The sequence below is a fragment of the Providencia sp. 2.29 genome, assembly GCF_015832305.1.
Taxonomy (GTDB): Bacteria; Pseudomonadota; Gammaproteobacteria; order Enterobacterales; family Enterobacteriaceae; genus Providencia; species Providencia stuartii.
On sequence record NZ_CP065420.1, the window covers coordinates 3,978,317 to 4,004,563 of the forward strand.

Genomic DNA, 26,247 nt, shown 5'->3' on the forward strand with positions numbered 1-26,247 from the left:
TAAATTTAAATATGAACATTTAAATTACAATAAAGGTGGTTATTTATTTTCTTGACTCTGTAATTCGAATTTACAGCTAAATTTAAACTTCATTTTTCAGTCCAACGAGAACTACGACCGAGTTTAATCGGTTTCGGAAATGAGCCTTCATGAAGCAGCTTGTAAAACCATTTATCATTTAATCCGCTTAAACGTCTAATAAACTTCACATCAATAAATTGTTCATCTAAGAACGAATTTATCTAGGTGTACATTTAATGAAACTCCTGCATTAAACTTAAAAGGCGGAAGTCATAACAACGATGAGATGATGATATGACTTATCAAACAATCTCATTGCTATGTAATTATTTACATCAGAAGTGAAGTTGATGATGCTTGCATTCAACATATTCAATTGAGTTTAAAATTAAATTATCAAGTGGAATGATTTTTCTTTGGCAACTATAAGCCTTCAGTTTTAATTAACTCTCAGAGAAGGCGTGCATTACTTATTTTTTATATTAATTAAACTAACCATACCCAATTAACTTGAAGATGCATGTTTCAGTATCTGAAAATTATCATTAATACGATGTATTAACTCCCCAGCAATCGCAGGTAGTGTAAGGAAAAAGAAATCCCTTATTGCCGTCCTGAACGCTCTGACTGTTGCAAAGTATACTCAAATTCGAGTTGAAGGTAGGCGACAAGCGAAGATAGATGAGGGAGCATAGATAAACTCTGTGACTTGGTGAGCTGAGCGCACTCCACACCGCTGCTACTTGAAGGATTACGGGTATAGTAAAAATAATCGTTAAAAATAAAAGCATAATCACGTCAAGATGTCAGCGTGAGTAACTCAATAATCACTCGCGATATTGACATGTTAGCGACAAGATCGGATGATGAAAATCATGTTATACTAAAGGTAAGATGAGATGAAAATAGGTAAAATTCGTGATTTAAATAAAAAAGCATTTAATGATGAAATTAAAAAAATCAAAAACCCATTACTCCTAAGGAGAGTGCTAATTCAGTTAATTAACGCACAAGAGGAAAAATTAATTATACAAGATGATAAGGAGTTGTTTTTCTTACATGATGATTTTAAATATAAAGAAATGATTGAAGCATTACTATCAGATGAAAAAGTTAAATTTAAAAAAGAATTTTTTGATAATGGTATAAAAAAATCCAGTTTAATAACAATAAGTGATGATTACTTCTCGTTTTTAAAAAAAGACAAAGAGAGGCTTTATTATTTTTGGGGGGATTTAATATTAAAAAACCATTTAAATCCTCTTGATCAACAAAGCAATGATTTCATTGCCAATAAAAATAAAATTGTAAGCAATTACCCTATTAATAGGAATGTTGATCCATATTTGTTTGTAGTGAACGTTTTTGATGGATTAATAAATCATCATATTAATAAAAAAATTGAATACTTATATATTATCCAAGATGAGTATGCAAAAAGTAAAGTAGCATTACCATCCTTAAAATGGCTAACTGATGGTAACATTCAGGCAATAAGCTGGGCTTGGAATTACTTAAATCACATAAAATTAAATGATGACTACATTGTTCCTTCGTCAGCCGGGCTATATAACCTTTTGGATTTATATCATCCAATTTTTATTTCATATGAAAATAATTCTGCATCAATAATTCGTGTTATTTTAATGTTATGGTCAGGAAATCCTTTACAGAAAAAACATCTTCTCCAAAATATGAATAAGTCATGGCTGCAATTCAGACTTAGAGAAAACAGAAAGGAAAGTTCAGCGTTAAGTTGCTATATTAAGAGTGAGAATAAAGAAAAATTGAAAGACATTGCAAAACATTTAAAAAAAACATTAAATAGTACTATCGATTTTATGATTGAAAACTTATATGAAGATATCAAAGATGAAATAAAAAAGTGAAACCATAAAATTTCAAACCTATATCACCCCCATGAAGCCACCGTGTCTCTTAATACTGAGTGGCTTCTTTTCTTACCTCATCATTGTGATAAAGATCAAAGACACACTTTGACCTGACTATTTATCGTTTTCACTGAAAATAATTTTTTACGCGACATACCCTGTCCGGTCGGTTTGTTACGCTGTTGGCTCCTTAATTCATTGGAATCAACATTATGCCAAAATACCGTATTGACCCTGATTTAGCTTTTATTGCTCACTGCAATAATGACGACTTAAGCCTTTTAGTTTCCGTTCTGACGCATGACCATAAAGACGGCAAAAAACGCTGGAGTGAGCGTTTAACTCGTAAGCCGGAATATCAACTCTATTACCCTAATCATCAGCGTTATTGGACAGACATTTGTGCTGAGCTGCAAACCTATGGGGCCAACAGTTTAGTCAGTGCCGTACGTGGCAATAAAGGCGTGTTATACCGTGAAATCCTGCTAGATGTTTGTAAAAAGCTGAAAGTTAACTTTAATCCCAAAAGCGACATTGAAACGCTGGAAATGAACCTGTTAATGACGGTGATGGAGAAAAGTTTAGATAAACTCAGTGAAGAAGAGCTCCGTACTCTTTCCCACGATTTACAACTGAATCTCACCAATCCCACACCGCAATTGGTCATGATAGCCTTACAAGCTGCCGTTCGCACTTCCGGATTTGCGGCACTCGAAATTGCCACGGTCGCTGCCATGAGCATCATCGAGCTACTCGGCGGCGTGGCGACATGGGGAACGATATTTGTCGCTAATCGTGCCTTATCCTTTTTAGCGGGTCCGATTGGATTAACGCTCACCTCCGCATGGCTCATTGCGGACATTGCCGGTCCCGCGTACCGCGTCACGATACCCGCTTGCATCATAGTTGCGTATCTGCGCCAAAAGTCCCTTTCACCGGCCTAAGCCTACGCTTAAGCCCTTTTGTGTTATCGCTGGTAGGAAACCGAATATGGCACAACCGTCACCTCGCCATGACCGATTAGTTCATCGGCTGGCGTATATCCTGACCCATTTATTTAAAGGAGAAACGTTATCACCCCGAGTATTAGCGGCTGAATTTAATGTGTCCCTGCGTACCATACAACGGGATTTTCATGAACGTTTGGTCTATTTGGACATTGAACAACAGGAGGAAGGCTATCGTCTTGCGGGCGGACAATCCGCCTTACGTACTGACAGTGATATTTTGCAGTTTGCCCAGATTACCGATATTACTCCGCTTTTTCCGGTGCTTGACCGCAAATTGCTGTCGTTATTATTGAGTCGGCACGCGCAAGGCTCCCCGTATGTAGTCTATCACGCACCGCCCAAAGCCTTGCCGTCCGTGTACGGCGGCTTTGCTTTAATCACACAAGCCATTTTGGATAACCGGTTTATTCATTATGAGATTGGGGGAAAAACCACTCATTGGGTCGCACCGTATAAGCTCACTTATTTTAATGGGCATTGGTATGTCTGCGGCGTGATGAATGGCCTTATTCATGCGGTTGAGTTGCTACATCTGCGTGATGTGGGGCTCAGTGCCCGGCACTTTAAGCCCGACACGGCCTTATTACAACGTATGACTGAGCGCGCTTTTATACAGGCTTTACCCCACTTTCAATACATCAAGGGGATATTGCATCCCCATCAAACTTAATCATCAAGGAGACATGATGACACATCCATTAAAAACACGCCTTTCCCCACTTAAGTGGGGAGTTCCCTTTATCACCAGTACCTTGCTCTTCTTATCGCCTACTGCCCACAGTCTGATTTTAGACGAAGAGTGGGGCGATTGGTATGGCAGTACCGCGATGGCTTGGGAGCTTAACACGCAAAATGACAGAGGTGAGACGCTCACGTTAACCTGCACAAATAAAGCGTTTCGTGTCCAACTGAACGCGCCGGATTTTACGGAGCCCGTGGGCTCTGATTATTTCGTTCAAGGCATGCAACTGCGTATCAACGATACCGCGTACGATTTTTTTCCTAGCGCATTTGAAGATACGGTCGGACCGGATAAAGCCTTATTCCATGCCCTTAAGCAAACGAAAGACACCGACACTTTACAATTTACGTCTTTACAAATTGATTCCGAGCCCTTTTCCGCAAAAGGCCTCGCTGAGGCACTCGCCGATACCGATTATCAAGACTGTATTGAACACCCTTAATTCATGTTTTATGTTATCAGGAGAGACACCCATATGAAATTAACGTCACTGTTTACATTAGGAACCTTAGCATTACTGCTTCCGACACTGACTCAAGCGACCACCCTCAGTCGTCAAGACCATCCCGAACGTTATACCTTTTTCTTAAATACGAAGGGAAGCCATGAATTAAAGAAAATCAATGACGAAATGGCGGAGTTAATGCTCGATTTTAGCGTCGAGAATAGCCAAGATGCACTCAAAGCGAACACGCTGCAAAATCAAAGTTATCAATTAACGGGAATTGCCCCCGCAATTCCACAACACAATCAACCCTCTCGCGTGCGTGATGATGGAAAACCCGTTAAAGCCTTGACATGCAGTATGATGACGTTGCACATCAACCAAATGCAAGGTCAAAAAATTCGATGTAAAGACGAAGTCGGCGCGGAATACGTTGGGTTTAACGGTTGGCCTTCTCGCCACCTTATCGCCAAAACGTGCCAAGTAGGAGAGCCTAAATGCCCCGTTTATTTAACATTACGGGGAGATAGCCCCACGCAGCGAGATGACTCTGTGGAATTTGTGGCAAAAACCAGCCCAAAACCGCGTGAATATAAATACAGCGATATTCCAACACGAGGCTGCGAATGGGTCGATATCTCCATCAAATTGGGCTCAGGCAAAAATGCACAATGTCAATCCATGGGAAAAATGACGTTTGAAAGAAATAAAGTTACTGCACCTTATACCACGAAAACAGGACAAAGTGGCTCATTAATTGTCACCATAGAAAAAAGAAATTCAACAGATATGCGCTATGTCAGAGCCACACCTGATGGCAAAGAGTTAATGCAAATCTATAAAGAAGGGAGGTGGATATGCAATCAAACCGGAGGAAAATGCTATTAATCAGGCCATCACCTAAAATTTGACTTCATCAACTGTCGTCAACATCAAGACGACAGTTACCGCATTTCATCACTTTTTCTGGGATTGATTTTATGTCGCCACATTTATTCCTTAAATCCGCACTTTGTTTGTCAGTACTGCGTTATGCTTATCGACGCTATCGTCAGGGCCAGCGGGACGCCGACTCCACATCACCACAAACCGATTATCACATTTACTTACACCTTAAAATTAAACGAAGGCCAACTACGCTTTAATACGACAAGCCAAGGGAGCCACACCATAATCGTTCACCTCCCCTCCTCACTCTTAATTACCCAGCTTTAACTGAAGCCAACCACACGCGTGGATTGGCTTTTTTATTCGCTTTTATAGGAAAAAACAGGATGCAACAAACACTATCGCAAGACATCAATACACACCTTCAAGCAGATATCATACCGCTGTCTGCACGTAATAATTTTTGGCCTACGTATTTTAAAGGCATCAAAGGCTGGCAAACCTTTGAAGTGGTTATCTTCACCACGATGAGTCAGTTCTGTGAGGATTACCGCGGCGGCTATTGGGAGTATTGCACCTTATCGAACGGTGGTGCCTTTATTTACCCCGATTTAAATCAAGAAAAACTGACATTATTTAACCCTCATAACGGCAATCAAGCTGACGTCAGTTGTGAAGCGGCAGGGATTGCTGTGTGCTTGATGATGTACAGTTTATGGTCATTTCAAATCGAGAGTGAATTATTAGTCGAACGCTTTTATCAACTGCGTGATTATGCGGCACAACACTCAGAACGTTCCGCTATTTTCCATCTTATCGATTAAATCCCTCTTAATTCACTCTTTCTGTTTTACCTATCGACTTTATTTTCAAGGAAATTCATTATGACTCGTTTAGCTTCTCGTTTTGGTGCAGCGAATAGTATTCGTCGTGACCGCCCGTTAACCATTGAGGAATTGTTCCGCACTGTACCGAGTGTGTTCTCTGAAGAAAAACATGAATCCAGAAGTGAGCGATACTCTTATATTCCCACCATTACCTTATTGGATAGCTTACAAAAAGAAGGTTTTTATCCGTTCTTTGCGTGTCAAACTCGTGTGCGAGATGACAGCCGTCGTGATCATACTAAGCATATGTTAAGACTTCGACGCCATGACCAAATTACAGGAAGTCAAGTGCCTGAAATCATCTTACTCAATAGTCATGATGGCTCAAGCAGTTATCAGATGCTACCCGGCTTTTTTAGAGCCATTTGCTGTAATGGCCTCGTTTGCGGTGACACGTTTGGTGAGGTCAGAGTACCGCACAAGGGCGATGTGGTAAATAAAGTCATTGAAGGGGCTTATGAAGTATTAGGCACCTTCGATGCCATCGCAGATAAACGCGAAGAAATGCAAAGCTTGATATTACCGCCACCAGCCCAACACATCTTTGCTCAATCTGCTCTCACATATCGTTATGGTGAAGCGCATCAGCCGATCACCGAAGCGCAAGTATTACAGCCACGCCGTGTTGAAGATAAGAAGGACGATCTTTGGACGGTGTACCAACGTTTGCAAGAAAATTTAATTAAAGGGGGATTATCAGGCAGAAATGCGAAAGGTAAACGCGCTCGCACGCGTTCAGTGAATGGGATTGATGGTGATGTGAAGCTTAACCGAGCCTTGTGGGTGATGGCTGAAAATATGCTTCAACTAGCCTCGTAATGATGGAGATATTAACGATGGAGAGTATCAATACTTATACGAATACCTTAACACTGCTTCCTAATGAACAACGTACTATCAAACGTGCGTTGAGCATACTGGATAAGTATCTGCGTGAACCGGGTATTGCTTTTACATCAACGCAAAATGTGAGGGATTGGTTACGGCTAAAAATGTCAGCATTAGAGCGTGAAGCGTTTATTGTGCTCTACTTGAATCAACAAAATCAGTTGATAAGCAGTGAAACCCTGTTTGCTGGCTCGATTAGCAGCACACAGGTTTATCCTCGTGAAGTCGTCAAACGAGCACTTCATTTTAATGCTGCTGCCGTTATCTTTGCACACAACCATCCGTCAGGCGATATCACGCCAAGCCAAGCGGATAAATCTATCACGCAACAATTAATAAAAGCATTGCAGCTAATTGAAGTTCGAGTACTTGACCATCTGATCATCGGTGGTCAGCAAATCTTCTCTTTCGCTGAGCATGGCTTAGTATGAGGTGAACCATGAATATCATCCGTAAATCCGCAGCAATGAAGATCCATCAGCAACATTTAGGCTCTCGCCTTGCGAGTTATTGTGGGGGAAAGTATAAATGGGTTGGTAATAGCGAGCATTATATTGGTAAGGAGGTGCCAGATTGTCGTGGCGTGTTAGCTGTTTATGTTGAACGTCGCCAAGACAGAGATGGCCCTTATGCGTGTGTCATGTGTGTGACATTGAATTGAATAAGTACTGATCACTTTGAGTTTATCCTATATTGGATGGATAAATTAAGAGCATATCCCAAAAGGAATTATCGTATAATATAATGAATTACGATAATTTCTGAGGGCAACGTATGGCAGGCAGCAAGTGGCAAATCAGTGATAAACTCTGGGAGAAAATGGCTCCTCTCATCCCGGAGCATAGAACTCAACACCCGCTGGGTACGCACCGCAAGCGGGTTGATAATCGCGCTGCAATGAACGCCATTTTCTTCGTACTCAGGACGGGTTGCCAGTGGAATGCGCTAAATGCCACCGGTATATGCTCGTCAAGCTCTGCTCATCGCCGATTTCAGGAGTGGCGGGATGCTGGCGTATTTGAACCCTTCTGGCAAAACGGGTTGCTTGCGAACAGTTGGATGCTATTGACTGGTCGTGGCTGTCGATGGAGGGTTGTATGACCAAATCACCGCTGGCAGGCTCAAAAAAACAGGCAAGAACCCAACAGACCGGGGGAAACGGGGCGTAAAGCGCAGTCTGATGACTGACGGGAACGGGCTTCCGCTTGCACTGGTTGTCGCCGGAGCAAATACGCACGACATAAAGCTGGTTGCGGATACGCTCGATGCCCTCCAGACGGGCAGACCGGGCAAGAGGCTCCGGTTGTGCATGGATAAAGGGTATGAAGCGGAATGGTTGGGATCGTATCTGAAAAGTCGTCGCTATGAACCTCATATCCAGTCACAGAAGGATGAATCAGAAGCCATCAAAAACACGGATTTTAAGGCTCACCGCTGGGTTGTAGAGAGAACACACAGTTGGATGAATCGCTACCGTCGTGTCCTGACTCGTAGGGAGAAGAAGGTCTAGAATTATGATGCGATGCTGCATCTTGCCTGTGCCATCATTGTCTGGAATAAAACCCTATTGGGATAGGTTCTAAAATTCCTGAGCGTTTATACTTATAAAAAACAGTTCTAGCTCACAATTTTTATAATTTATCATTGTAAAAAAAACAGACACGTCTTTAATATACGGCAAATGGTGTGTTACTAGCTTGACTAGGCAAGAACCTGAATGTTTACGCGATCACGTGGTCGTTTAAACATTCAGGTTTTTTTTACCTAAAATTCCTGATAAGTAACAAAAAACAATAAATCATTAAAAATTATAAAGTAACAAAAAACACTAATTTGAATTGCTAAAACAAAGAGTAAAGGTTGGTCTATGAAAACAAATAAATTTCTAAAATATTTCAAAGCAACATTATTCATCCCTCTTCTTTTTGCAACAATATCAGAAGCCAAGGAATATAAATTTGTCGATAGTTTAATTAATGAGCCACTGATTAAAGACAGTAAACTTGATTTATTTTTAAGAAATCGATTTAAATACCTTAATGAAAATGAAGTTGGCCCAACTTATATTCATACAGCATGGGCACAAACAATTGGTTTAAATTATCAATCGGGTCTTTGGAAAGAAACTTTAGGGTTTGATGTTTCTTATACCAGTGTAACAAAATTAGGGGCAAGTAATTTCTTTGCAAGCCGAGATTTATTATGGAACGATGGCTCTGGTTTTAAATCTTCTAATGCTAAAGGTTTTACAAAATTCAATAATCGCTTTATAAAATTACATTTAGGAGATGACGAAGGATTAAGCTATAAAGCTAAATATGGCTGGCAAGCTGCACACATGTATACCGTTCTTAAAAGCCCTTATGAATCTGCACAAAATAGCTATTTAGGTTATACCGGCACATTAAAATATAATGATTTTTCAATTGATACTTTATATTTTGATAGTGTTATGGAACGTTTTTCTCCTAACAAAGAAAAGTTTCGTAACAGGAATAATGAAGCTATTGAGTATATTGCAGCCGGGGGAATTAATTATAATACTAAAGAATTTAAGGCTACCTATAACTATGGATATGCTAAAGATTTTATCGACCGCCATTTCATTGATTTAAACTATATGCCATACTCCAACATCACACTCGGTTTTCGAGCTGTTGGAAACGTCCCTCTGGAAATGTATAAAAATATGCCTTCATCACGACAAGCTGCAAATGGCAGCTCGTGGGTATATGAAGGAACGGTCAAATGGCAATATGATGACCTAGGAATGAAAGTTGGCGTTGGGTACACCGATGCAGCTAAAAATGATGGTTCACTCGGTTATTTTGACAGGCACCCAGTTAAAAACGCTCGCTGGCGTTTAGACCCAATGTCTTCAGCCGCTTATCATTACCAACGAAACGGAGAACTCGCTCTCACAGGCCTCATTGACTATAAATATGCAGAAGACTTTTATTCAGCAGTGCAATTAAATTATGGTCAATTTGATTTTAAAAATAATAAAATAAAAACAGGTGAGCTAAATCTTATTAATGCTTGGCAACCTAGCGATCCACGTTTAAAAAACTTTACCATATTTACTAAATTAACCAAAGCTTGGCTATACCAAACTGAAGGAAATAGAATTCAACCTGTATTCGATGATAACGGGCACTATATTCGCAGGAATGCTATCGCTGCAGATATTATATTTGATTATAAATTCAATATATTCTAATTCTGTATAAAATATACATAGAGGTAAAAATGAAAAAATCAATTTTAACACTAAGCTTATTGGCCTTATTTGGTATTAGTTCTCAAGCTACCGCAGATAACATGCGAATATTATTAGTAAATGATGACGGGTGTGATGCTTTTGGTTTACAAGAACTAAAATCGCAACTTGATGCAAAAGGCTATGATGTTTGGCTCGTAGGCCCAGAAACTAACCAAAGTGGAATTGGTACTGCAATTACGTTTAAAGCAGGCAAAGAGTTTGATGTCAAAAAACTCAATGACCGCGCCTATTGCTTCCCAGGTACACCTGCAGATTCTCTTGATTTTGGGTTATATGGCCTACTACGTGACACTCCACCTGATCTTGTCATTTCCGGCGTCAACGACGGACCCAATACTGGGACATCGCAATTAAACTCAGGTACAGTTTCCGCAGCAGCACGTGCTGTACGCCTTGGCTACCCAGCAATTGCAGCAAGCGTGGGTTATATTATGACACCAGAAGAAATGAAATCAGGCTGGCCTAGCACACATAAATATTGGCCTGATTCCGTAACACATGTTGTTGAGCTTGTTGATGATTTAAATAAAGACTGGAAGTCTGGCCAAAAAGTATTACCGCCCAAATCAGGTTTAAGCATTAATTACCCTGCATTGCCTAAAGAAAAAATTAAAGGCATTAAATTTGTAGAAAATGAATATCTAGTTGCACCACAAATATTGTATGAAATTACCGCAGAAGGAAAAGCTAAACAAATTATCAATCCAGAAGCATTAAAAATGAGAAATGATAATTCGGATACGGGTTATCTTGATAAAGGCTATATTACCTATACCATCTTTGATGGCGATTGGAATGCCCCTGAAGCAAAAGTCAAAGAATATCAAAATATTTTAAAGATTAAATAATCATTCATTAATCGTATTTTTAATTCATAGAGACATAAGTATGAGCAATGTAAAACAAAATTTTCAGTTAATGGCTGAACCCTCAGACTCAGTCTGTAACATTGATTGTACTTATTGTTTCTATTTAGAAAAATCAAAGCTATACCCCAATAGAAAAAGTCAGTGGCGAATGAACGAAGACGTATTAAAACACTATGTTCGTTCGAATATTCAACAGCAATCAGCTGATATTGTTGAATTTGTTTGGCAAGGAGGGAAGCCTACACTACTTGGATTTGGCTTCTATAAAAAAGCCGTTGAACTGCAACAGAAATATGCAGGGAAAAAAAGATCCATAATTCTTTTCAAACTAATGCATTAAATCTTGATGATGATTGGTGTCAATTTTTTAAAAAAAATAATTTCCTTTTGGGAGCTTCCATTGATGGAAACCAAGAAGACAATGACCAATATCGTTTAACTCGTGCAGGAAAAAGTACCTTTGAACGATTAATGGCAAGTATCGAGCTCCTCAAAAAATACCAAGTTGATTTTAATACGCTAACTGTCGTCAATAATATGAATGTCAAAAAACCCATAGAGACTTATGAGTTTTTAAAAAGCATCGGTAGCTATTATATGCAGTTTATCCCTGTTGTTGAAAGGCAAGCAAAACAGACAACAAGAGATGGATTGTCACTGATTTCTCCTGAATTTGAAGGTGATGCAAACGTCACAGATTGGTCAGTGAATGCCACTGAGTATGGCCATTTTTTAAATACGCTCTTTGACCATTGGCAAATAAAAGATATTGGTAAAGTGTTCATCATGAACTTTGAACAAACAATGAGTCAAAGTATTGGACATCCCAGTAGCTGTGTCACTAGTGAAACATGCGGTGCGAACCTTATTTTAGAAGCTAATGGCGATGTCTATTCATGTGACCACTTTGTTTACCCTGAAAACAAAATTGGCAATCTCATGGAGGAAAGCATTCCAAATATGCTTCTCTCACCAAATCATCAGCGCTTCTCTTCCCTTAAAAAAGAAAAAATCAGTCATGATTGTTTAGGGGGTGAGTTTAAACCTTTGTGCCACGGTGGCTGCCCTAAACATCGCTTTTTATTAGATTCGAAAGGGCTGCCAAGAAAGAACTATTTCTGTGACACTTACAAAATCTATCTTTCTCATTCCTTACCAAAAATGAAGAAAATTTTGCAAGAAATTCGAGGAAACTAGCAGCAACAGTTAGGGATATATGACATTAAAAAGCCGAGTAATTCATTGCGATTACTCGGCTTAAAGACATCTATAATGCATATTGCTCAATCGCTTTTGCAACGCCATCTGAATCATTACAACTGGTAATATACGTTGCACGCGACTTCAGCTCTTCTGTCGCATTTTCCATTGCAACACATATCCCCGCAGCATCAAACATAGGAAGATCATTATTTTGATCGCCAATACACATAATTTCATGTTTATGCAGATCAAGTTGCTGAGCCAATGCTTGTATTGCCAACCCCTTATTCGCATTCTTATTTAACACCTCAAGAAAATAGGGGGTACTTCTGACTAAAGTATATTGTTGAAAATAGCTTGCTGGTATTTTTTTGATCACGCTGGATAAATAATTTTCTTCCGATGAAATCATCAACTTAGTAAATAACAAATCCTTCGGCATTTCATCCATTGGTACATAATGAATCAATGTATTTGAGAGGTATGCTTCGTGGGTTGTATAAAAACCGATCACTTTATTCGCTGTAAATATTTTATGATCACCAAGTGCATGCAAAGATAATGCAAGTTCTTCTGTCTGTTGGTAAATTTTTTGGTAATCATCCATACCTAATAAAAAATCAATAAGGTGATTACCATTAGATGCATCGTGAATAACACTACCATTATTGCTAATGCAATAGTTCCCTGCTTTATCTAATCCTAATTGTTGTAAATACGGTTGAATACCTGAATACGGTCGACCAGACGCTAGGATAATATGGATATTATTCTTTTTGGCTTGTTGTAGAACATTTGCAACATAATCACTAACTTGATGATGAGTATTTAACAGTGTGCCATCAAGGTCGATAGCAATCAATTTCACGGCCATATGTTTTTCCTTTTCAGCTCCCAATTAAAAGCCTTAAAAACTTTATATCTAGGGAGAATATACTTTAGGTTTATGCCTAGTCTTGCAAGTTACACACCCATCTCATACTTAATTTAGTTTTAAACTGAGTTTAAAAGCCTTTCTATATGTAATGTCAAATAAATGATTTCTTCGCGAGAAACCGGTATTTTGTATTCTGTTTCAATCAATGCTGCAATTTTTTTTGCACATGCAAAATTTTTTAATAATTCTTTTTCAACTAATTCTTCCAGTACCGAATTAAATTGACTACTTTTATCATGGTGAGCTTGACAACGGATAAGTAAATATTTTAAGTGATTAATAAAACGAGAAAAATTATCTGTTTCGGTACTAATCTGGATATGGAAAGAGTAATTAATGATATTGACAATTTTATAAACAGTTTGAGTAAATCTCAGTGTATCACCAACACTTTTATTATTCAGCTTAGCATTGACAAAGTGCAATGCGATTAATGATGCTTCATTTGCAGGTAAAATAATTCCTAATTTATCATTAATATAATCAACAGCGACTTTACCTGCAATAAACTCAACATGGTACAAATATGGCACTTCATAGAGAGAGATACTTATTTCACTATTTTTACTTCTTTCAATTGCGAAAGTAATATGCTCCGACAGTGTTAAAACCAAGCTATCGCTAAGCTCAGCATTCAATATAGGTTTACATTTGTTGATAACTTCAATGGTGAGCTTGATGATATCAATAGGAATACTTTCAAGAAAATTATTTATGTCGTAGTCATTAGGCTTAATAAAAAGTTCATCATTTTCATTACAATGATAATTTTGACCTGCTTTCGAATTAAAGCCTATACCTTTACCAATAATAACAACATCTTGTTGAGTCTCATTTTCAACAAGAATTACATTATTATTAATAACTTTTTTGATTAAATACATAATAGGCTATTCCATTTTATAAGTTATAAATGCAAAAAATCTGAAAAGACAAGAAGTATTTTCTTCATGCCACTTCAGGTTTTTGCCTAGTCTAGCTAGTAACACACCATAATTTGTAGATATATCTTTTCTGGATACTAAAATCAAGATTCGCATCATTTTTTGTGATCGATTCCTAAGAGCCTATCTCAATAGGGATTAATTACCGCATAAAAAATATATTATCACTGTAACCAAAACCTTATACAGCCTGACTTTTAAACATCGATATGGCTGGGTAAGGTGATGAATTTAGCTCCTATTGAGATAGGCTCTAAGTATACCTGCCCAATACCCATCTTATGAATTTTGGGTCGTGTATTCAATATAGAGATCATCATAATAGGTAGTATTCGCGTTCAATGAATGTGCCGATGATTTTGTCATGCATTTCAGGTGACTTCGAGTAACCTAATGTCTTACGGTTAAGGCGCTTCAAGCGGTTTCTCAGGTTCAAATTCTCTCTTTCTATTCGTTGGGTATAAAACTTACTTACCACATGTTTCTGCCTGGGCAATATCTCATAAGCACTGAACTTATCAGTGCACCAAAAAGCCACATTAAACCTAGACAGTAAAGCCAGTAACTGATGAAAAGAGTCCTTTTGTTTCGACGACCAAACGTATGAGCAATTATCCGTTTTAGGCGGGGCTCCCACGCATACCAAAGCTAGCGTTCTTGCTTCTTATTACCCACAAAAGACTACTGTTCATCAACTTCGCAAAGGAGTTCAATGTGCAGATTATCAAGAGGTAAAGAGGTTACCTGCCTCGGCGAGAGTTTTTTAAAGTGCGAACAACCGCATTAATGCTGATATGAAGGGCTCTAGCGGTATCACGAATACCGGCATTATTCATCGTGAGGTCGATAATTTTATCTTTGGTACCGGGCTGGCAAGCACGATATTCATAGTCGAGTTGGAAGCTTCGGCAGCAGTCTTGACAACGATAACGTTGATGACCTGTACTCCCTAGGCCATGTTTTTTCACTGAGGGAGTTTGTTGACAAAATGGGCACCTTACATCAACTTTAGCCATGAATATTCTCCGATAAATTACCCTATATTACAGGTTAATCACCGGATTGAATACATGAGCGAATTTTGGCCTATCCCGCGCGTAAAATAACTGTTCAGGTGTATTTTATAAAAATATAAAATGGCCGTTACATAGATATTAAAGTAACTCTTCACCCGCGATGCCTTGACAGCAAAGTTATGTGACGAGGTTAACTTGATCCCATATTCGACTTGAGTGATCTTTCTGAGCTGGCAATCTGAAGGTATGAATAAGAAAACACTACCTCCACCACCAGATTTCGATTCGCCTGAAGAGGCGAAAGATATCATCCATTTTCTATGGAATAAGCTGGCCGAACTTGAAGACCGACTAAACCAAAATAGCCATAACTCTTCTGTGCCGTCATCCCAACAGTCTTTGCATAATAAAGCTAAGAATACTTCGCCGAATCGGAAAAAATCTGGAAAAAAGCCAGGAGCTCAGCCAGGTCATAAAGGCCACCGCCGACTGCTTCACCCTATTGAAGACAGTGCCTCGGTTGAGCAATACTTACCAAAGAAAACATGCCATTGCGGTGGTTGTGTTATTCCAAATAGAAAACCTTATAAACGACACCAAATTTTTGATTTGCCAGATATCTCTTACACACTTGTTGAGCATCAGGTCTTCAAAGGTGAGTGCTCATGGTGTGGTGATAAGCATCAAGCAGAGCTTCCGGAGCATGTCTCTGATGTTCAGATGGGCCCAAATCTACATAGTTTTATCGCAATCCAAGCGACGCAGCACCATCAAAGCATCGGCAAAATACAATCTATGCTGAAAGATGTGTTGCAGCTTAACTTCTCTACAGGTGCGATATCAGCCGCACAAGGACGAGTAACGGAGTACTTAGCAGATACTCATACGCAAATCCATGAAACAGTCAAAGCCTCTCAACTGATTATGGCCGATGAAACCTCGCATCAACGTAATAATGAGAAACGCTGGATGTGGGCAGCCCTGAGTAATGACGTTGCCTTTTTCCAAATCAACAGCGGTCGAAACCAACATGCGGCTAAGCGATTGCTTGGTGAAGCTGTTTCACACCTTTTAGTGACCGACCAATACTCAGCCTACAAATACATTGATGAATCAAAACGGCAACTATGTTGGGCGCACATCTTACGAAACGTCATCGCTATTGAGGAGAGTGTTTGTCCTGAAAATCAAAAAATCGGGGAAAAACTCGCGTTGATCGCCCACAGTGTGTTCAGGTGCCATCACCGATATATCGAAGAGAAGCTCACCAAAACCCAATACTATCGCCGGCTCAGGCGGTTAAGAAAAAGCTGGCTTCATTGGCTCAAACTGGGCAGTTATCAATGTTCGAAACGTTATCGAGGTCGGTGCCGAAATCTCATGTCTGATGATGCAATGGTGTGGCGCTTTATGGATGATCCAGACTGCCCGTTAACGAACAATGCCGCAGAGCGTGTCCTGCGTAATTATATATTGATGAGAAAGTGCTGCTACGTGACTCGCTCATATAGAGGCGATCTGTTCCGTGAACGTATGTTCTCACTTATAGAGACTGCCAAGCTTCAGCAGATCTCAGCCTATAAATGGTTACGTGAAATCGTCGAACACCATATGCTCAAAGTGAATTATCAGGTGCCAGCATTCCTAGTGTAAACCACCGTCAATAGCTTGCGGGTGAATAGTTACATATTAAACTCGGACTTTAAATTATATCTCTGTCGTCCAGATCACAAATCCATTATTCTATAATTGCCTTTTAATCATAAAAAATTTATAAAGGCTACGTAGGTATGTAACTAGTACAACTAGGCAATAACCTGAAACAACGTGATGTCATGTATTCACTGTTTCAGGTTTTTTTATATCTAAATTTTGTGTAGATGGAATAAAACCATGAATAACAATGATGTTTTTAGCCATACCAAAGATAAGAAAGTCATTGTTATTGATGAAAAAATAGAGAATTAGTATTACAGATTGCGCTAAATGTAAAATCAAAATAAGTCAGGCATCAACTTTGACTTCAAAATAACAGGTGTGTAACTGGCAAGACTAGGCATAAACCTGAACAATTTCCCCAAGTGTATTTGGAGGCCGTTGTTCAGGTTTTTTTATAGGTGTACTTATGGAAAGTAAACAAGTTGCAGAGCAAATTATTGCTCTTATCGGTGGGCAAAAGAATATTAGCCAACATTGGCATTGTATTACACGTTTACGTTTTAACTTACATAACAATGAATTAGTTAACGTTGACGAGTTACGTAATATACCATGGGTTCTGGGTGTTAATTTCCAAGGCAACCAATTACAAGTGATCTTGGGGAGTCACGTCACCCATGTTTTTACTGAATTACACAAACTTGTAGAACCCTCCACCAGCACGGAGAGCCTTGATGATCAGCAAGGCTCCAATATTGAACCTAAACAGAACTTTATTAATACTTTCTTTGACTTTCTTTCTGGTATTTTTACACCTATTTTACCTGCTATCATTGGAACCGGTTTATTAAAAGGTCTATTAGCATTATTTGATATGTCAGGTTTTATTCAGGCTGGCAGTTCTGAATATCGAATTCTTTATACTATTTCTGATTCGGCTTTCTATTTTTTACCTATTTTATTAGCTTTTTCCGTTGCTAAGAAATTCAAAACTAATGAATATATTGCCGTAACTTTAGCGTTCATTTTGGTTTACCCAATGTTCCAGAATGAACCTGCACTTTCTTTCTTCGGTATTAATATTCCCAATATTACTTATAACTTTACTGTAATTCCTATTATCTTAGGTGTATGGCTCTTAAGTTACATTAATCGATGGGTTGAAAAAATTATTCCCGCCAGTGTGAAAATCATCTTTGTACCATTATTGGTTCTGATTATTACATCACTCATCACACTCTCACTCTTAGCGCCTCTCGGGTATTACGTCGGTGAGTGCTTACAGCAAACATTCTCTTATTTATTTGATGTTGCAGGCCCTATTGCGGGATTGATTATGGGGGGGTGCTTATCATTATTAGTGATAACCGGAATGCACTATGCCTTTTTCCCAGCGACCTTTTCAAACTTTAAAACCTTAGGTTATGACTTTGTTTTATTACCAATCAGTTTATCCAGCAATCTTGCCCAAGCTGGTGCCACGTTAGCTGTCGCAATAAAAACTAAAAATACCAAATTAAAATCTATCGCATATTCATCCTCCCTATCTGCTGTGTTTGGTATCACTGAACCTGCTATTTATGGCGTCACAATACGCCTCAAGAAACCCTTTTATGCCGCTTTAGTTGGCGGTGCGATTGGTGGGGGGATAATTGGTACATTTGCGGTTAAAGCTTTCGCATTCAGTATCCCTGGCATCACAGCATTACCAACTTATGTTGAAGCAGGTACAAACAACTTTCTGTATATCTGCCTCGCCATTGCCGCTAGCTTTAGTACTGCGTTCATCATCACCTTATTTTTAAAATGGGATGAAACTGGGATCTCTGCTCCTAATAATCAACAAAATGCACCACCGTCAACAATAGGTGTTGAACCTAAAAACATACAAAAACAACATAATAATCAAAATATTGAATTAAGTTTGATTGCACCAATTACTGGGGAAACCTTAGCGCTAGAAAACGTTCCTGATACCGTTTTTGCAAATAGGATCATTGGGGATGGTATTGCCATCATCCCTTCTGACAACAAAGTTTACGCACCTGCTGATGGGATTGTTTCGATGGTCACCCCCTCAAAGCATGCTATCGGCATAACAACCAACGATGGTTTGGACGTTCTTATTCATGTAGGCATCGATACTGTTTCATTGAATGGTGAAGGTTTCACACTCCATGTCAATGAAAAAGACCTCGTTAAATGCGGTGACCTACTCATCGAGTTCGATATTGAAAATATAAATAAACATTCATTATCAACAATCACCCCGGTTTTGATAACCAACTTTGACGAGTTCAGTGCATTACATCTGACAGAGCAACAGCATGTCATTAGTCATGAAACCACACTGCTCACCGTTAATTGATTTAGAAAGAGGAAATTATGAAATTAGATACTAAAAATACCAGTAAAGTAGGTTTTCCAGAAGGTTTTTTATGGGGCGGCGCAACGGCGGCTAACCAAATTGAAGGGGCGTTTGATGTAGACGGTAAAGGACTTTCGACATCGGATGTTGCCGCATACAAAGATCCGTATGCCGATGGCGGCGTGAATAACTTCACCTTTAACGTCACGTCAAAAGAACTTGAAGAATATTTAAAACCTGAATGCAAAGTGTTATTTCCAAAACGTTGGGGTATCGATTTTTATCATCGTTATGAAGAAGATATCGCACTGTTCGCTGAAATGGGCTTTAAAGTATTCCGTTTATCTATTTCATGGGCTCGCGTATTCCCTAACGGTATTGATGAGCAGCCTAATGAAAAAGGTTTAGCTTTCTACGATCGCGTATTTGATGAACTGGCAAAATACGGTATTGAGCCGTTAGTGACGCTGTCTCACTATGAAATGCCTCTGACATTGACACAAAAATTCAATGGCTGGCAAGATCGTCGTTTAATTGATTTATTTGTTAAGTTTGCAACCACATGCTTTAAACGCTATGAATCCAAAGTGAAATACTGGATCACGTTCAACGAAATGAACATGAACCTAAATAGCTTATATACTGGTGCGGGGACGTTACCTGACACGGTAAAAAATGTTGAAGAAGCCGCTTATCAAGCATCACATAACCAGTTTGTTGCGAGTGCACTTTCAATCAAATTAGGTAAAGAGATGATGCCTAATGCAAAAATCGGCTGCATGATTTGCCGATTAGAAACTTATGCAGAAAGCTGTAATCCAGAAGACCAACTGCAAGCACTGAAAGAAGACCAAATCAACTTGTTCTACCCAGATGTCAGTGTACGCGGTGAATACCCTACGTATATGCTGCGTTATTTTGAAGAGAATAATATTAACATTCAGGTCGAGCCAGAAGACTTCAATGTGCTTAAAGAAGGTATCGCAGACTTTATCTCACTGAGTTATTACATGACTTATGTCACCAAAGGGGGGCCTGATGCAAAAGAATTATCTGGCCACTTAGTGAGTAAAATTAAAAACCCATTCCTAACTCAATCTGAGTGGGGCTGGCCGATTGACCCAACCGGACTACGTATCACATTGAATAAATTGTGGGATCGCTATGGTATTCCTCTATTTGTGGTCGAAAATGGCCTCGGTGCACGTGATACTTTAAATCCGGATGGAACCGTTTCTGACCCATACCGTATCGATTACATCAAAGAACACATTATCGCCATGAAAGAAGCTATCCGTGATGGTGTTGATTTGATGGGTTATACCACATGGGGCTGTATTGACCTCATTAGCTGTGGAACGTCCCAAATGACGAAACGTTACGGTTTCATCTATGTCGAACAAGATGATGAAGGTAATGGTTCACTGAAACGGATCCCGAAAGAGTCGTTTTATTGGTACAAACGCGTCATCGCATCTAATGGTGAAAATCTAGATTAATATCCCTTAATTATATTTACCTGCCCCCGACTCGTTCAACGAGTCGGTTTTTTTTATTATTGAAAGTGCTGATTTCTTTTTCATACCTCCACTCATTGCCCCTTTCTGTCATTTTTCAAAATGCAGTTTCTTATGTTGTGCTTTAATAAATGTGGACATTTTGATAAAGGAATATATTTACCTTTAAAATAAGATGTCGATATGAAACGAATATCATCGAAGCAATACACTGAAAGTTTTAAAAAAGAAGCGATTAATTTAATCCTCGAACAAGGCTATACAGTTCAGCAAGCGGCTAATGCGCTCGGAATTACCACTAAGCTGCTCTATGCTTGGCGAAAGCACCATGAAGCCGAAAATAAGCCTAACGCATTAACCCTTTTTGAGCGACAAGAGCTACTCGCTTTACGCAAAGATGTTAAGCAATTGAAAATGGAGAAAGAAATCCTAAAAAACTGCCTACATTTCGCGATATCCCCCATCTGACTAGAGCGTGTTTATCTTTGTAGTGCATATTTCAATCGCCCCACATTGGGAGTGTTCTGCGCAACTAAATCGGGACACTTTTCTTAAGGAATTTTCATACACCACTGGCGATAAATAATTATTGGCAGTGTGTGATAGCGTAACAGCCGTTGTGGGTACTGACAGAACAAATGCACGCCCACTTTTCTGGACGCGAACGACTATAGCTACAGTACACGTTATATAATCTCCCTTTACGGTAAATATCATGAGATGACTCACTTTGTGAATGGTATTGATGGAAATATTAAACCCCAATAAAGCACTTTGGATACTGACAGAAAATATGAGCCCTATTTTATCATCCAGTTGATACCGCCCTTTTGGCTTGATGAAGTTAAATAGCTCAAAGATACAATCGTAGTCGCTTTTAATTTATATTAATATATTATATAAAATTACATATCGTTTTATTTATGACTCTCTAAAAAAAGGAACTCAGTATGACTAAATTCCAAACGATCACTCACAACATTTCAACTAATTTAGCTGATCTTGGACAACATATTCCTGATGTGATGAAAAACTTTTCAGGGTTAGTCTCTTCAGGAACAAAAGACGGTGCGTTAGATACTAAAACAAAAGAACTGATTGCTATTGGTATTGCTGTTGCTAACCGCTGTGATGGATGTATTGGTTTTCATACAAAAAAATTAATTGATTTGGGGGTTACCGAGCAAGAGCTGGCTGAGGCACTCGGTGTTGCTATTTTTATGGGGGGAGGTCCTTCAGCCATGTATGCAGCGGAAACCATGGGGGCTTTTAAAGAGTTTAACTCAAAAATGGAATAAAAAAGTGGGGCTTACGCCCCATTTTTACTGATAAACATCTATTAGTTAAAAATAAACATCTTATTTTTTAGTCAGCATATAGAGATCAGCCATTGGTCCTTTGATTCTCTCTCCGGCCTCATTCAGCTTGAACAATGTATTTTCGCCTACAAAGAACTGATTGGGTTCATTATCCATGCCTTGCAGCGTAATGATGCTACCATTATCTTTCCAAAGGATTTTACCTTTCAAAATATCAGCTTTGCTATTTTTAGTACCTTCATAATACCGAACCAATGTATAAGTATCATTACTGTTCAGCGTTAATGTATAGATAATCCCCTCACAATCAGCACACGGTAGTTTCCCAGTGTAAGTACCATCCCAATCTAAAGCCGCGTTAGATTGATGTGCTTGTTTGAACGCTTCACTCTGCTCGGTCTGCTGCTCGGTAGGAGCAATTTGATTAGGTTCTTTTTGCTCGCTGCAAGCACTCAAAGGCAATGTGAATATCATCGCAACAATTGCTCTCTTAAACATATTTTTTCCTTTTATCAATCCACATTAAAAATTAATAACGATATACATCATGATAAAAAGATTCTCTCATTTATACCGCACAAGTTCCAATACGTTACAGACTTTTTACTTAACGGAGTTTTCTTTGATACCCTCTAGATGACGTTATCTGAACTCTACTATTATCAACCAATGTCAATGGAGAATATTAATATGGTAAAGTTATGCTAAAATTATTAAGTGATGTTAAAAAGTCACCTTGAAGTTGGTAACGAGTACGATTCCGCTCTGCGAACCCAAACTATAATTTGAGGTGCGACAGAAAAGTACCCTGTTCGACTTCAAAATCAATACAAAAACATCTTGGGGCCCTAACGGGGGCTCTTATGTTTTTGGATTTCGATAATTACAGATATATCAATAAATTATGCTGCGAGTTTTATTCTGAGTCCGGGCACCACCTTATTATCAACAGACGTCAACCGACGTCTGTTTTTGTTTGTAAAGCCCGCTAAAATCAACACTCTCCCAAAGTTTCAACTCAACTGAATTCTACTCGATTCTACCCACATCAACCCCATTGCGTGGGTACAATTGCGGGTATACACTAGTTCGATAGAATTTTGTACCCACTTTATCTTTCAGGAAGCTCACTATGGCACTGACTGACGCTAAAATTCGGGCGGCGAAACCCGATGTGAAATCCTATAAATTAACCGATGGTTCAGGATTGCACTTATTGGTTCACACTAATGGTTCTAAGTACTGGCGATTACGCTATCGCCACTTAGGTAAAGAGAAAACCTTAGCATTGGGTTTATACCCTGATGTCTCTTTATCAGAGGCGCGTTTAAAACGTGATGAAGCAAGAAAATTGATTGCTGACGGTATTGACCCGTGCGAACAAAAACGTGTGGCTAAAGCAGCTTCTGATGCTAATCTCTCTTTTGAAACCATCGCAAGACAATGGCATGCCAGCAATAAAAAATGGTCTGAATCACACAGTGAAAAGGTTTTAAAGAGTTTGGAGTCGCATGTCTTTCCTTATATTGGATTACGCGATATCACTACCCTCAAAACCCCTGACCTGCTTATTCCTATCCGTGCAGCAGAAAGTAAAGAGATTTATGAGATAGCTGCGCGTTTACAGCAACGTATTTCTGCTGTCATGCGTTATGCGGTGCAATCCGGTATTATTGGCTATAACCCTGCTATTGATACCGCAGGGGCTGTAACGACTGTACAACGCCAACACCGTCCAGCTCTTAATCTTGATCGTCTACCTGAACTCATTGCCCGTATCGATGCTTATAAAGGGCAGCCCGTCACTCGCCTAGCCGTGATGTTAAATTTATTAGTGTTTATTAGGTCAAGCGAACTTCGTTATGCGCGTTGGTCTGAAATTGACTTCGATAAAGCCTTATGGACTATTCCTGCTCAGCGAAAGCCTATACCCGGCGTTAAATTCTCTCACAGAGGCGCTAAAATGCGCACTCCGCATTTAGTTCCCCTTAGCCACCAAGCCATCACTATACTGAAAGAAATTTGGACATGGACAGGTGAGCATGAATTGATCCTAACGGGCGCTCATAATTCTTTTAAACCCATGAGTGAAAATACCGTCAATAAAGCCTTACGAGTCATGGGCTATGATACGAAGACTGAAATTTGTGGGCACGGTTTTAGAACGATGGCGTGTAGTTCATTAGTTGAATCAGGTTTATGGTCGAAGGATGCAGTAGAAAGGCAAATGAGCCACCAAGAACGTAACTCAGTGAGGGCTGCTTATATTCATAAGGCAGAACATATAGATCAACGCCGATTAATGGTGCAGTGGTGGGCGGATTATTTGGATGCTAATCGGGAACATACGATTTCGCCATTCGACTTTGCAAAGTTGAATAATCCAATGAATCACTAAAACTTTAGCCATGTCATATAGGAGATCCATTTTCAATACGAGGAGTCGAATACTACGGTAGTATGCCGACTATATCGATTCATTGAGAAATAGTGGCAATATTGTTCATGGGAATTTTCATCGTCAAAACGCATGATAACTCACCACGATTTATCGTAATACATCTCATTCAATAAAGAAGCTTTATCACTGAAAGCCTCTGTCCTCACGGACAGGGGCTTTTTTGCTTTTAAATCAACCTAAAAGGAAATTATCATGGAAAATTACATTCGTTGCCCAGCCTGCGATTCAACTCGCATTCGTGAACGTCATATCGGGAAAAAGACAGGAGCTGTTGCTGGTGGCGTATCCGGCGCACTAGCTGGAGCGTCTATCGGCTCTGCTGTTCCTGTTGTCGGGACGATTGCTGGTGCTGCGGTAGGCGCTCTATTTGGACGTTTAGTCGCTGGAGCTACTGCTGGGGCTGTGAGTGGTTCAGCTTTAGATGGCGTGGTATTTGATCGTTATGAATGTATCGAGTGTGAATACACGTTTGATTGATAGCCATAAGTTAACGGAAACCCCTGATGGGGTTTCATCTCTTAGGAGTCTGTGAGTCTGAACTGACCCTAGTTTATTGGACAGGGGCTTTTTTCGTTTTAACCCGCGCAAATTGAGATCATGATAGAAAGCATAACATGTTATCGGGATTGTAAAGCGACTCATTATCCTGCTCTAAAACGTCATTAATCATTTTTAAAGCGAGTTGTCTGTTTTTCAGCTGATTGGCTTTTTATATCAATATCATCTTCTAAAGGGAAATAGCTCCCTTTATCAAAATATCGCCATTAATTAAACTCAATACATCAATAATAGGATACGAATATGCGTATAACAGCGACGGCTTCCCCATGCCTAAAATCGGGGATTATCTCTGTTTTTATCACGAATTTAGGAAAATATAACGAAGGTGAACTGGTTGGTGAGTGGCTTGAACTTCCGGCAACATCAAAAGAGATCGAATACTGTTTAGCCCGTATTGGTATTGATGGCATTCACTATGAAGAGTATTTCTTGACGGACTATGAATCCTCAATTGATGGCCTTTCTTCCTATATTTCAGAATATAGCCTTTTAGATGACTTGAACGAGTTAGCCACACAACTAGCCATGTTATCGCCTGATGAAATTGACCTTTATCAGGCGGCAATTGAAATCGGAGCTTCAGCGAGTTCAATTCATGATTTAATTCATTTAGCGGATAATTTAGATTCTTTCCAGCAATTAGCGGGGGTCAATAATGAATATGATTTAGGTTATTACTGGATAGAAGAAAGTGGTTGTTATGATTTAGCACAACTGGGTCATTTATCCCATTACTTTGACTATGAACGCTATGGACGTGATGTTTACCTTGAACAAGGAGGAATTTTTCACAGTGGAGGATATGTTTATTATACGAGTGGGTAGATAGGATAACAGAATGAGAGTCAAACTACTTTCATTCCTTAAGGCGGGAAATAAAGAATGCTGTGGTCCCCCAATGACATCCATAAGCTAGAACGTTAATCAAACTAAACTCTATTTTAAGCCATCTTTACGGATATCCGTGAAGATGGCTATTGTGAAGCCTGTAGATAATTTTGTGTAAGTTCCCCATGTATTATTTACAAGTGGTCATTGATCCGACCATCGAAGTGGATCATAAACCAGTTCTTATCTAGGACAGCCCGTAAATATGCAGAAATAAGTTGCTCAACGGACAGTTTTAAACTCACCAGTCGCCAATGCTTCAATATACTTTTTATACCTTAAAAATAATCATTATTACCTCACAAGGAGACTCATTATTATATTTTATAGTAAAGTCATTTCTATATAAAATAGTTGAGTTACGTTTTTTAGCCCCTTCTAATAAATTGGAAATATACTGATCATATTATTGGTTATGTATTCAATTCGGTGATTAACCTGTAATATAG

Annotated in this window: 24 protein-coding genes and 3 pseudogenes; 22 read left to right on the plus strand and 5 right to left on the minus strand. The window is 39.1% G+C overall.

Features of this window, described 5'->3' with window-relative positions; translation table 11 throughout:
* Window positions 1-89: 89 nt before the first annotated feature.
* Complete coding sequence (locus tag I3B46_RS21935; RefSeq protein ID WP_220683407.1) at window positions 90-242, minus strand: helix-turn-helix transcriptional regulator; 153 nt, start codon at window positions 240-242, stop codon at window positions 90-92.
* Window positions 243-920: 678 nt separating this feature from the next.
* Here I3B46_RS21935 and I3B46_RS18835 point away from each other — a divergent pair.
* The 14 genes and pseudogenes from I3B46_RS18835 (at window position 921) to I3B46_RS18895 (ending at window position 12,122) form a co-directional block, all read left to right on the plus strand.
* Window positions 921-1,910: a hypothetical protein gene (locus I3B46_RS18835; protein ID WP_121874907.1), complete on the plus strand. Its 990-nt coding sequence runs from the start codon at window positions 921-923 to the stop codon at window positions 1,908-1,910.
* 215 nt (window positions 1,911-2,125) lie between these two features.
* Window positions 2,126-2,857, plus strand: coding sequence for a DUF3944 domain-containing protein (locus I3B46_RS18840; protein ID WP_121874906.1), 732 nt, complete (start codon window positions 2,126-2,128; stop codon window positions 2,855-2,857).
* Window positions 2,858-2,903: 46 nt separating this feature from the next.
* Entirely contained in the window at window positions 2,904-3,593 is a 690-nt protein-coding gene (locus tag I3B46_RS18845; RefSeq protein WP_068908291.1) for a helix-turn-helix transcriptional regulator, read from the plus strand.
* Window positions 3,594-3,609: 16 nt separating this feature from the next.
* Window positions 3,610-4,107: a hypothetical protein gene (locus tag I3B46_RS18850; RefSeq protein WP_042116980.1), complete on the plus strand. Its 498-nt coding sequence runs from the start codon at window positions 3,610-3,612 to the stop codon at window positions 4,105-4,107.
* A gap of 33 nt (window positions 4,108-4,140) precedes the next feature.
* Complete coding sequence (locus I3B46_RS18855) at window positions 4,141-4,998, plus strand: hypothetical protein (RefSeq protein WP_052309236.1); 858 nt, start codon at window positions 4,141-4,143, stop codon at window positions 4,996-4,998.
* A 386-nt stretch (window positions 4,999-5,384) separates the two neighbouring features.
* Window positions 5,385-5,822 (plus strand): antirestriction protein, encoded by a 438-nt coding sequence (locus tag I3B46_RS18860; protein WP_004917169.1) that lies wholly within the window; start codon window positions 5,385-5,387, stop codon window positions 5,820-5,822.
* A 60-nt stretch (window positions 5,823-5,882) separates the two neighbouring features.
* Window positions 5,883-6,704 (plus strand): DUF932 domain-containing protein, encoded by an 822-nt coding sequence (locus I3B46_RS18865; protein WP_121874904.1) that lies wholly within the window; start codon window positions 5,883-5,885, stop codon window positions 6,702-6,704.
* A gap of 17 nt (window positions 6,705-6,721) precedes the next feature.
* Window positions 6,722-7,204: a JAB domain-containing protein gene (locus I3B46_RS18870; RefSeq protein WP_101495227.1), complete on the plus strand. Its 483-nt coding sequence runs from the start codon at window positions 6,722-6,724 to the stop codon at window positions 7,202-7,204.
* 8 nt (window positions 7,205-7,212) lie between these two features.
* A complete protein-coding gene (locus I3B46_RS18875) occupies window positions 7,213-7,434 on the plus strand; it encodes a DUF987 family protein (protein WP_196993114.1) in 222 nt (73 codons plus the stop codon).
* A gap of 113 nt (window positions 7,435-7,547) precedes the next feature.
* Window positions 7,548-8,349 (plus strand): annotated as a pseudogene (locus I3B46_RS18880) (IS5 family transposase).
* Between the two features lie 291 nt (window positions 8,350-8,640).
* Window positions 8,641-9,993 carry a hypothetical protein gene (locus I3B46_RS18885; RefSeq protein ID WP_121874903.1) on the plus strand — a complete coding sequence of 451 codons (1,353 nt, stop codon included), beginning with the start codon at window positions 8,641-8,643 and terminating at the stop codon, window positions 9,991-9,993.
* 29 nt (window positions 9,994-10,022) lie between these two features.
* Window positions 10,023-10,904 carry a 5'/3'-nucleotidase SurE gene (gene surE, locus I3B46_RS18890; RefSeq protein ID WP_121874902.1) on the plus strand — a complete coding sequence of 294 codons (882 nt, stop codon included), beginning with the start codon at window positions 10,023-10,025 and terminating at the stop codon, window positions 10,902-10,904.
* A 40-nt stretch (window positions 10,905-10,944) separates the two neighbouring features.
* A complete protein-coding gene (locus tag I3B46_RS21945) occupies window positions 10,945-11,265 on the plus strand; it encodes a hypothetical protein (RefSeq protein WP_231405880.1) in 321 nt (106 codons plus the stop codon).
* Entirely contained in the window at window positions 11,235-12,122 is an 888-nt protein-coding gene (locus I3B46_RS18895) for a radical SAM/SPASM domain-containing protein (protein WP_231405937.1), read from the plus strand. The genes I3B46_RS21945 and I3B46_RS18895 overlap by 31 nt, the downstream gene beginning before the upstream one ends.
* A 70-nt stretch (window positions 12,123-12,192) precedes the next feature.
* Here the strand turns inward: I3B46_RS18895 and yidA are convergent, their stop codons facing one another.
* The 3 genes and pseudogenes from yidA to I3B46_RS18910 all read right to left on the minus strand — a co-directional run bounded on the left by yidA (window position 12,193) and on the right by I3B46_RS18910 (window position 15,025).
* A complete protein-coding gene (gene yidA / locus I3B46_RS18900; protein ID WP_231405881.1) occupies window positions 12,193-13,002 on the minus strand; it encodes a sugar-phosphatase in 810 nt (269 codons plus the stop codon).
* A gap of 119 nt (window positions 13,003-13,121) precedes the next feature.
* Window positions 13,122-13,949, minus strand: a complete 828-nt coding sequence (locus I3B46_RS18905) for a PRD domain-containing protein (protein ID WP_121874900.1) — start codon at window positions 13,947-13,949, stop codon at window positions 13,122-13,124.
* 376 nt (window positions 13,950-14,325) lie between these two features.
* Window positions 14,326-15,025: pseudogene (locus tag I3B46_RS18910) on the minus strand (IS1 family transposase).
* 246 nt (window positions 15,026-15,271) lie between these two features.
* On the opposite strand from I3B46_RS18910, the gene tnpC reads away from it, so the two are divergent.
* The 5 genes and pseudogenes from tnpC to I3B46_RS18935 all read left to right on the plus strand — a co-directional run bounded on the left by tnpC (window position 15,272) and on the right by I3B46_RS18935 (window position 21,867).
* Window positions 15,272-16,678: an IS66 family transposase gene (gene tnpC / locus I3B46_RS18915; protein WP_121874909.1), complete on the plus strand. Its 1,407-nt coding sequence runs from the start codon at window positions 15,272-15,274 to the stop codon at window positions 16,676-16,678.
* Between the two features lie 472 nt (window positions 16,679-17,150).
* Window positions 17,151-19,052 (plus strand): beta-glucoside-specific PTS transporter subunit IIABC, encoded by a 1,902-nt coding sequence (locus I3B46_RS18920; RefSeq protein ID WP_121874899.1) that lies wholly within the window; start codon window positions 17,151-17,153, stop codon window positions 19,050-19,052.
* A 17-nt stretch (window positions 19,053-19,069) separates the two neighbouring features.
* Window positions 19,070-20,551 (plus strand): glycoside hydrolase family 1 protein, encoded by a 1,482-nt coding sequence (locus I3B46_RS18925; RefSeq protein WP_121874898.1) that lies wholly within the window; start codon window positions 19,070-19,072, stop codon window positions 20,549-20,551.
* Window positions 20,552-20,752: 201 nt separating this feature from the next.
* Window positions 20,753-21,004: pseudogene (locus tag I3B46_RS18930) on the plus strand (transposase); the annotation flags it as partial.
* 515 nt (window positions 21,005-21,519) lie between these two features.
* Complete coding sequence (locus I3B46_RS18935) at window positions 21,520-21,867, plus strand: carboxymuconolactone decarboxylase family protein (RefSeq protein ID WP_121874896.1); 348 nt, start codon at window positions 21,520-21,522, stop codon at window positions 21,865-21,867.
* A gap of 60 nt (window positions 21,868-21,927) precedes the next feature.
* On the opposite strand, the gene I3B46_RS18940 is transcribed toward I3B46_RS18935, so the two are convergent.
* Window positions 21,928-22,386 carry a copper resistance protein NlpE gene (locus tag I3B46_RS18940; protein WP_121874895.1) on the minus strand — a complete coding sequence of 153 codons (459 nt, stop codon included), beginning with the start codon at window positions 22,384-22,386 and terminating at the stop codon, window positions 21,928-21,930.
* Window positions 22,387-23,020: 634 nt separating this feature from the next.
* Between I3B46_RS18940 and I3B46_RS18945 the strand changes: the two genes are divergently transcribed.
* The 3 genes from I3B46_RS18945 (at window position 23,021) to I3B46_RS18955 (ending at window position 25,735) form a co-directional block, all read left to right on the plus strand.
* Complete coding sequence (locus tag I3B46_RS18945) at window positions 23,021-24,286, plus strand: tyrosine-type recombinase/integrase (protein WP_163762192.1); 1,266 nt, start codon at window positions 23,021-23,023, stop codon at window positions 24,284-24,286.
* A gap of 255 nt (window positions 24,287-24,541) precedes the next feature.
* Complete coding sequence (locus I3B46_RS18950) at window positions 24,542-24,826, plus strand: hypothetical protein (protein WP_008913927.1); 285 nt, start codon at window positions 24,542-24,544, stop codon at window positions 24,824-24,826.
* Between the two features lie 324 nt (window positions 24,827-25,150).
* On the plus strand, window positions 25,151-25,735 hold the full coding sequence (locus tag I3B46_RS18955) for an antirestriction protein ArdA (RefSeq protein ID WP_004917097.1): 585 nt from the start codon (window positions 25,151-25,153) through the stop codon (window positions 25,733-25,735).
* Window positions 25,736-26,247 lie beyond the last annotated feature (512 nt).

What these genes read in the sequence shown, in the direction of transcription:
- I3B46_RS18870 (WP_101495227.1), top strand. Translation starts at nt 6,722, where the DNA reads ATGGAGAGTATCAATACTTATACGAATACCTTAACACTGCTTCCTAAT.
- I3B46_RS18860 (WP_004917169.1), top strand. Translation starts at nt 5,385, where the DNA reads ATGCAACAAACACTATCGCAAGACATCAATACACACCTTCAAGCAGAT.
- I3B46_RS18955 (WP_004917097.1), top strand. Translation starts at nt 25,151, where the DNA reads ATGCGTATAACAGCGACGGCTTCCCCATGCCTAAAATCGGGGATTATC.
- yidA (WP_231405881.1), bottom strand. Translation starts at nt 13,002, where the DNA reads ATGGCCGTGAAATTGATTGCTATCGACCTTGATGGCACACTGTTAAAT.
- I3B46_RS18920 (WP_121874899.1), top strand. Translation starts at nt 17,151, where the DNA reads ATGGAAAGTAAACAAGTTGCAGAGCAAATTATTGCTCTTATCGGTGGG.
- I3B46_RS18925 (WP_121874898.1), top strand. Translation starts at nt 19,070, where the DNA reads ATGAAATTAGATACTAAAAATACCAGTAAAGTAGGTTTTCCAGAAGGT.
- I3B46_RS18885 (WP_121874903.1), top strand. Translation starts at nt 8,641, where the DNA reads ATGAAAACAAATAAATTTCTAAAATATTTCAAAGCAACATTATTCATC.
- tnpC (WP_121874909.1), top strand. Translation starts at nt 15,272, where the DNA reads ATGAATAAGAAAACACTACCTCCACCACCAGATTTCGATTCGCCTGAA.
- I3B46_RS18945 (WP_163762192.1), top strand. Translation starts at nt 23,021, where the DNA reads ATGGCACTGACTGACGCTAAAATTCGGGCGGCGAAACCCGATGTGAAA.
- I3B46_RS18850 (WP_042116980.1), top strand. Translation starts at nt 3,610, where the DNA reads ATGACACATCCATTAAAAACACGCCTTTCCCCACTTAAGTGGGGAGTT.
- I3B46_RS18940 (WP_121874895.1), bottom strand. Translation starts at nt 22,386, where the DNA reads ATGTTTAAGAGAGCAATTGTTGCGATGATATTCACATTGCCTTTGAGT.
- I3B46_RS18845 (WP_068908291.1), top strand. Translation starts at nt 2,904, where the DNA reads ATGGCACAACCGTCACCTCGCCATGACCGATTAGTTCATCGGCTGGCG.
- I3B46_RS18865 (WP_121874904.1), top strand. Translation starts at nt 5,883, where the DNA reads ATGACTCGTTTAGCTTCTCGTTTTGGTGCAGCGAATAGTATTCGTCGT.
- surE (WP_121874902.1), top strand. Translation starts at nt 10,023, where the DNA reads ATGAAAAAATCAATTTTAACACTAAGCTTATTGGCCTTATTTGGTATT.
- I3B46_RS18855 (WP_052309236.1), top strand. Translation starts at nt 4,141, where the DNA reads ATGAAATTAACGTCACTGTTTACATTAGGAACCTTAGCATTACTGCTT.
- I3B46_RS18875 (WP_196993114.1), top strand. Translation starts at nt 7,213, where the DNA reads ATGAATATCATCCGTAAATCCGCAGCAATGAAGATCCATCAGCAACAT.
- I3B46_RS18840 (WP_121874906.1), top strand. Translation starts at nt 2,126, where the DNA reads ATGCCAAAATACCGTATTGACCCTGATTTAGCTTTTATTGCTCACTGC.
- I3B46_RS18950 (WP_008913927.1), top strand. Translation starts at nt 24,542, where the DNA reads ATGGAAAATTACATTCGTTGCCCAGCCTGCGATTCAACTCGCATTCGT.
- I3B46_RS18905 (WP_121874900.1), bottom strand. Translation starts at nt 13,949, where the DNA reads ATGTATTTAATCAAAAAAGTTATTAATAATAATGTAATTCTTGTTGAA.
- I3B46_RS18935 (WP_121874896.1), top strand. Translation starts at nt 21,520, where the DNA reads ATGACTAAATTCCAAACGATCACTCACAACATTTCAACTAATTTAGCT.
- I3B46_RS18835 (WP_121874907.1), top strand. Translation starts at nt 921, where the DNA reads ATGAAAATAGGTAAAATTCGTGATTTAAATAAAAAAGCATTTAATGAT.
- I3B46_RS21945 (WP_231405880.1), top strand. Translation starts at nt 10,945, where the DNA reads ATGAGCAATGTAAAACAAAATTTTCAGTTAATGGCTGAACCCTCAGAC.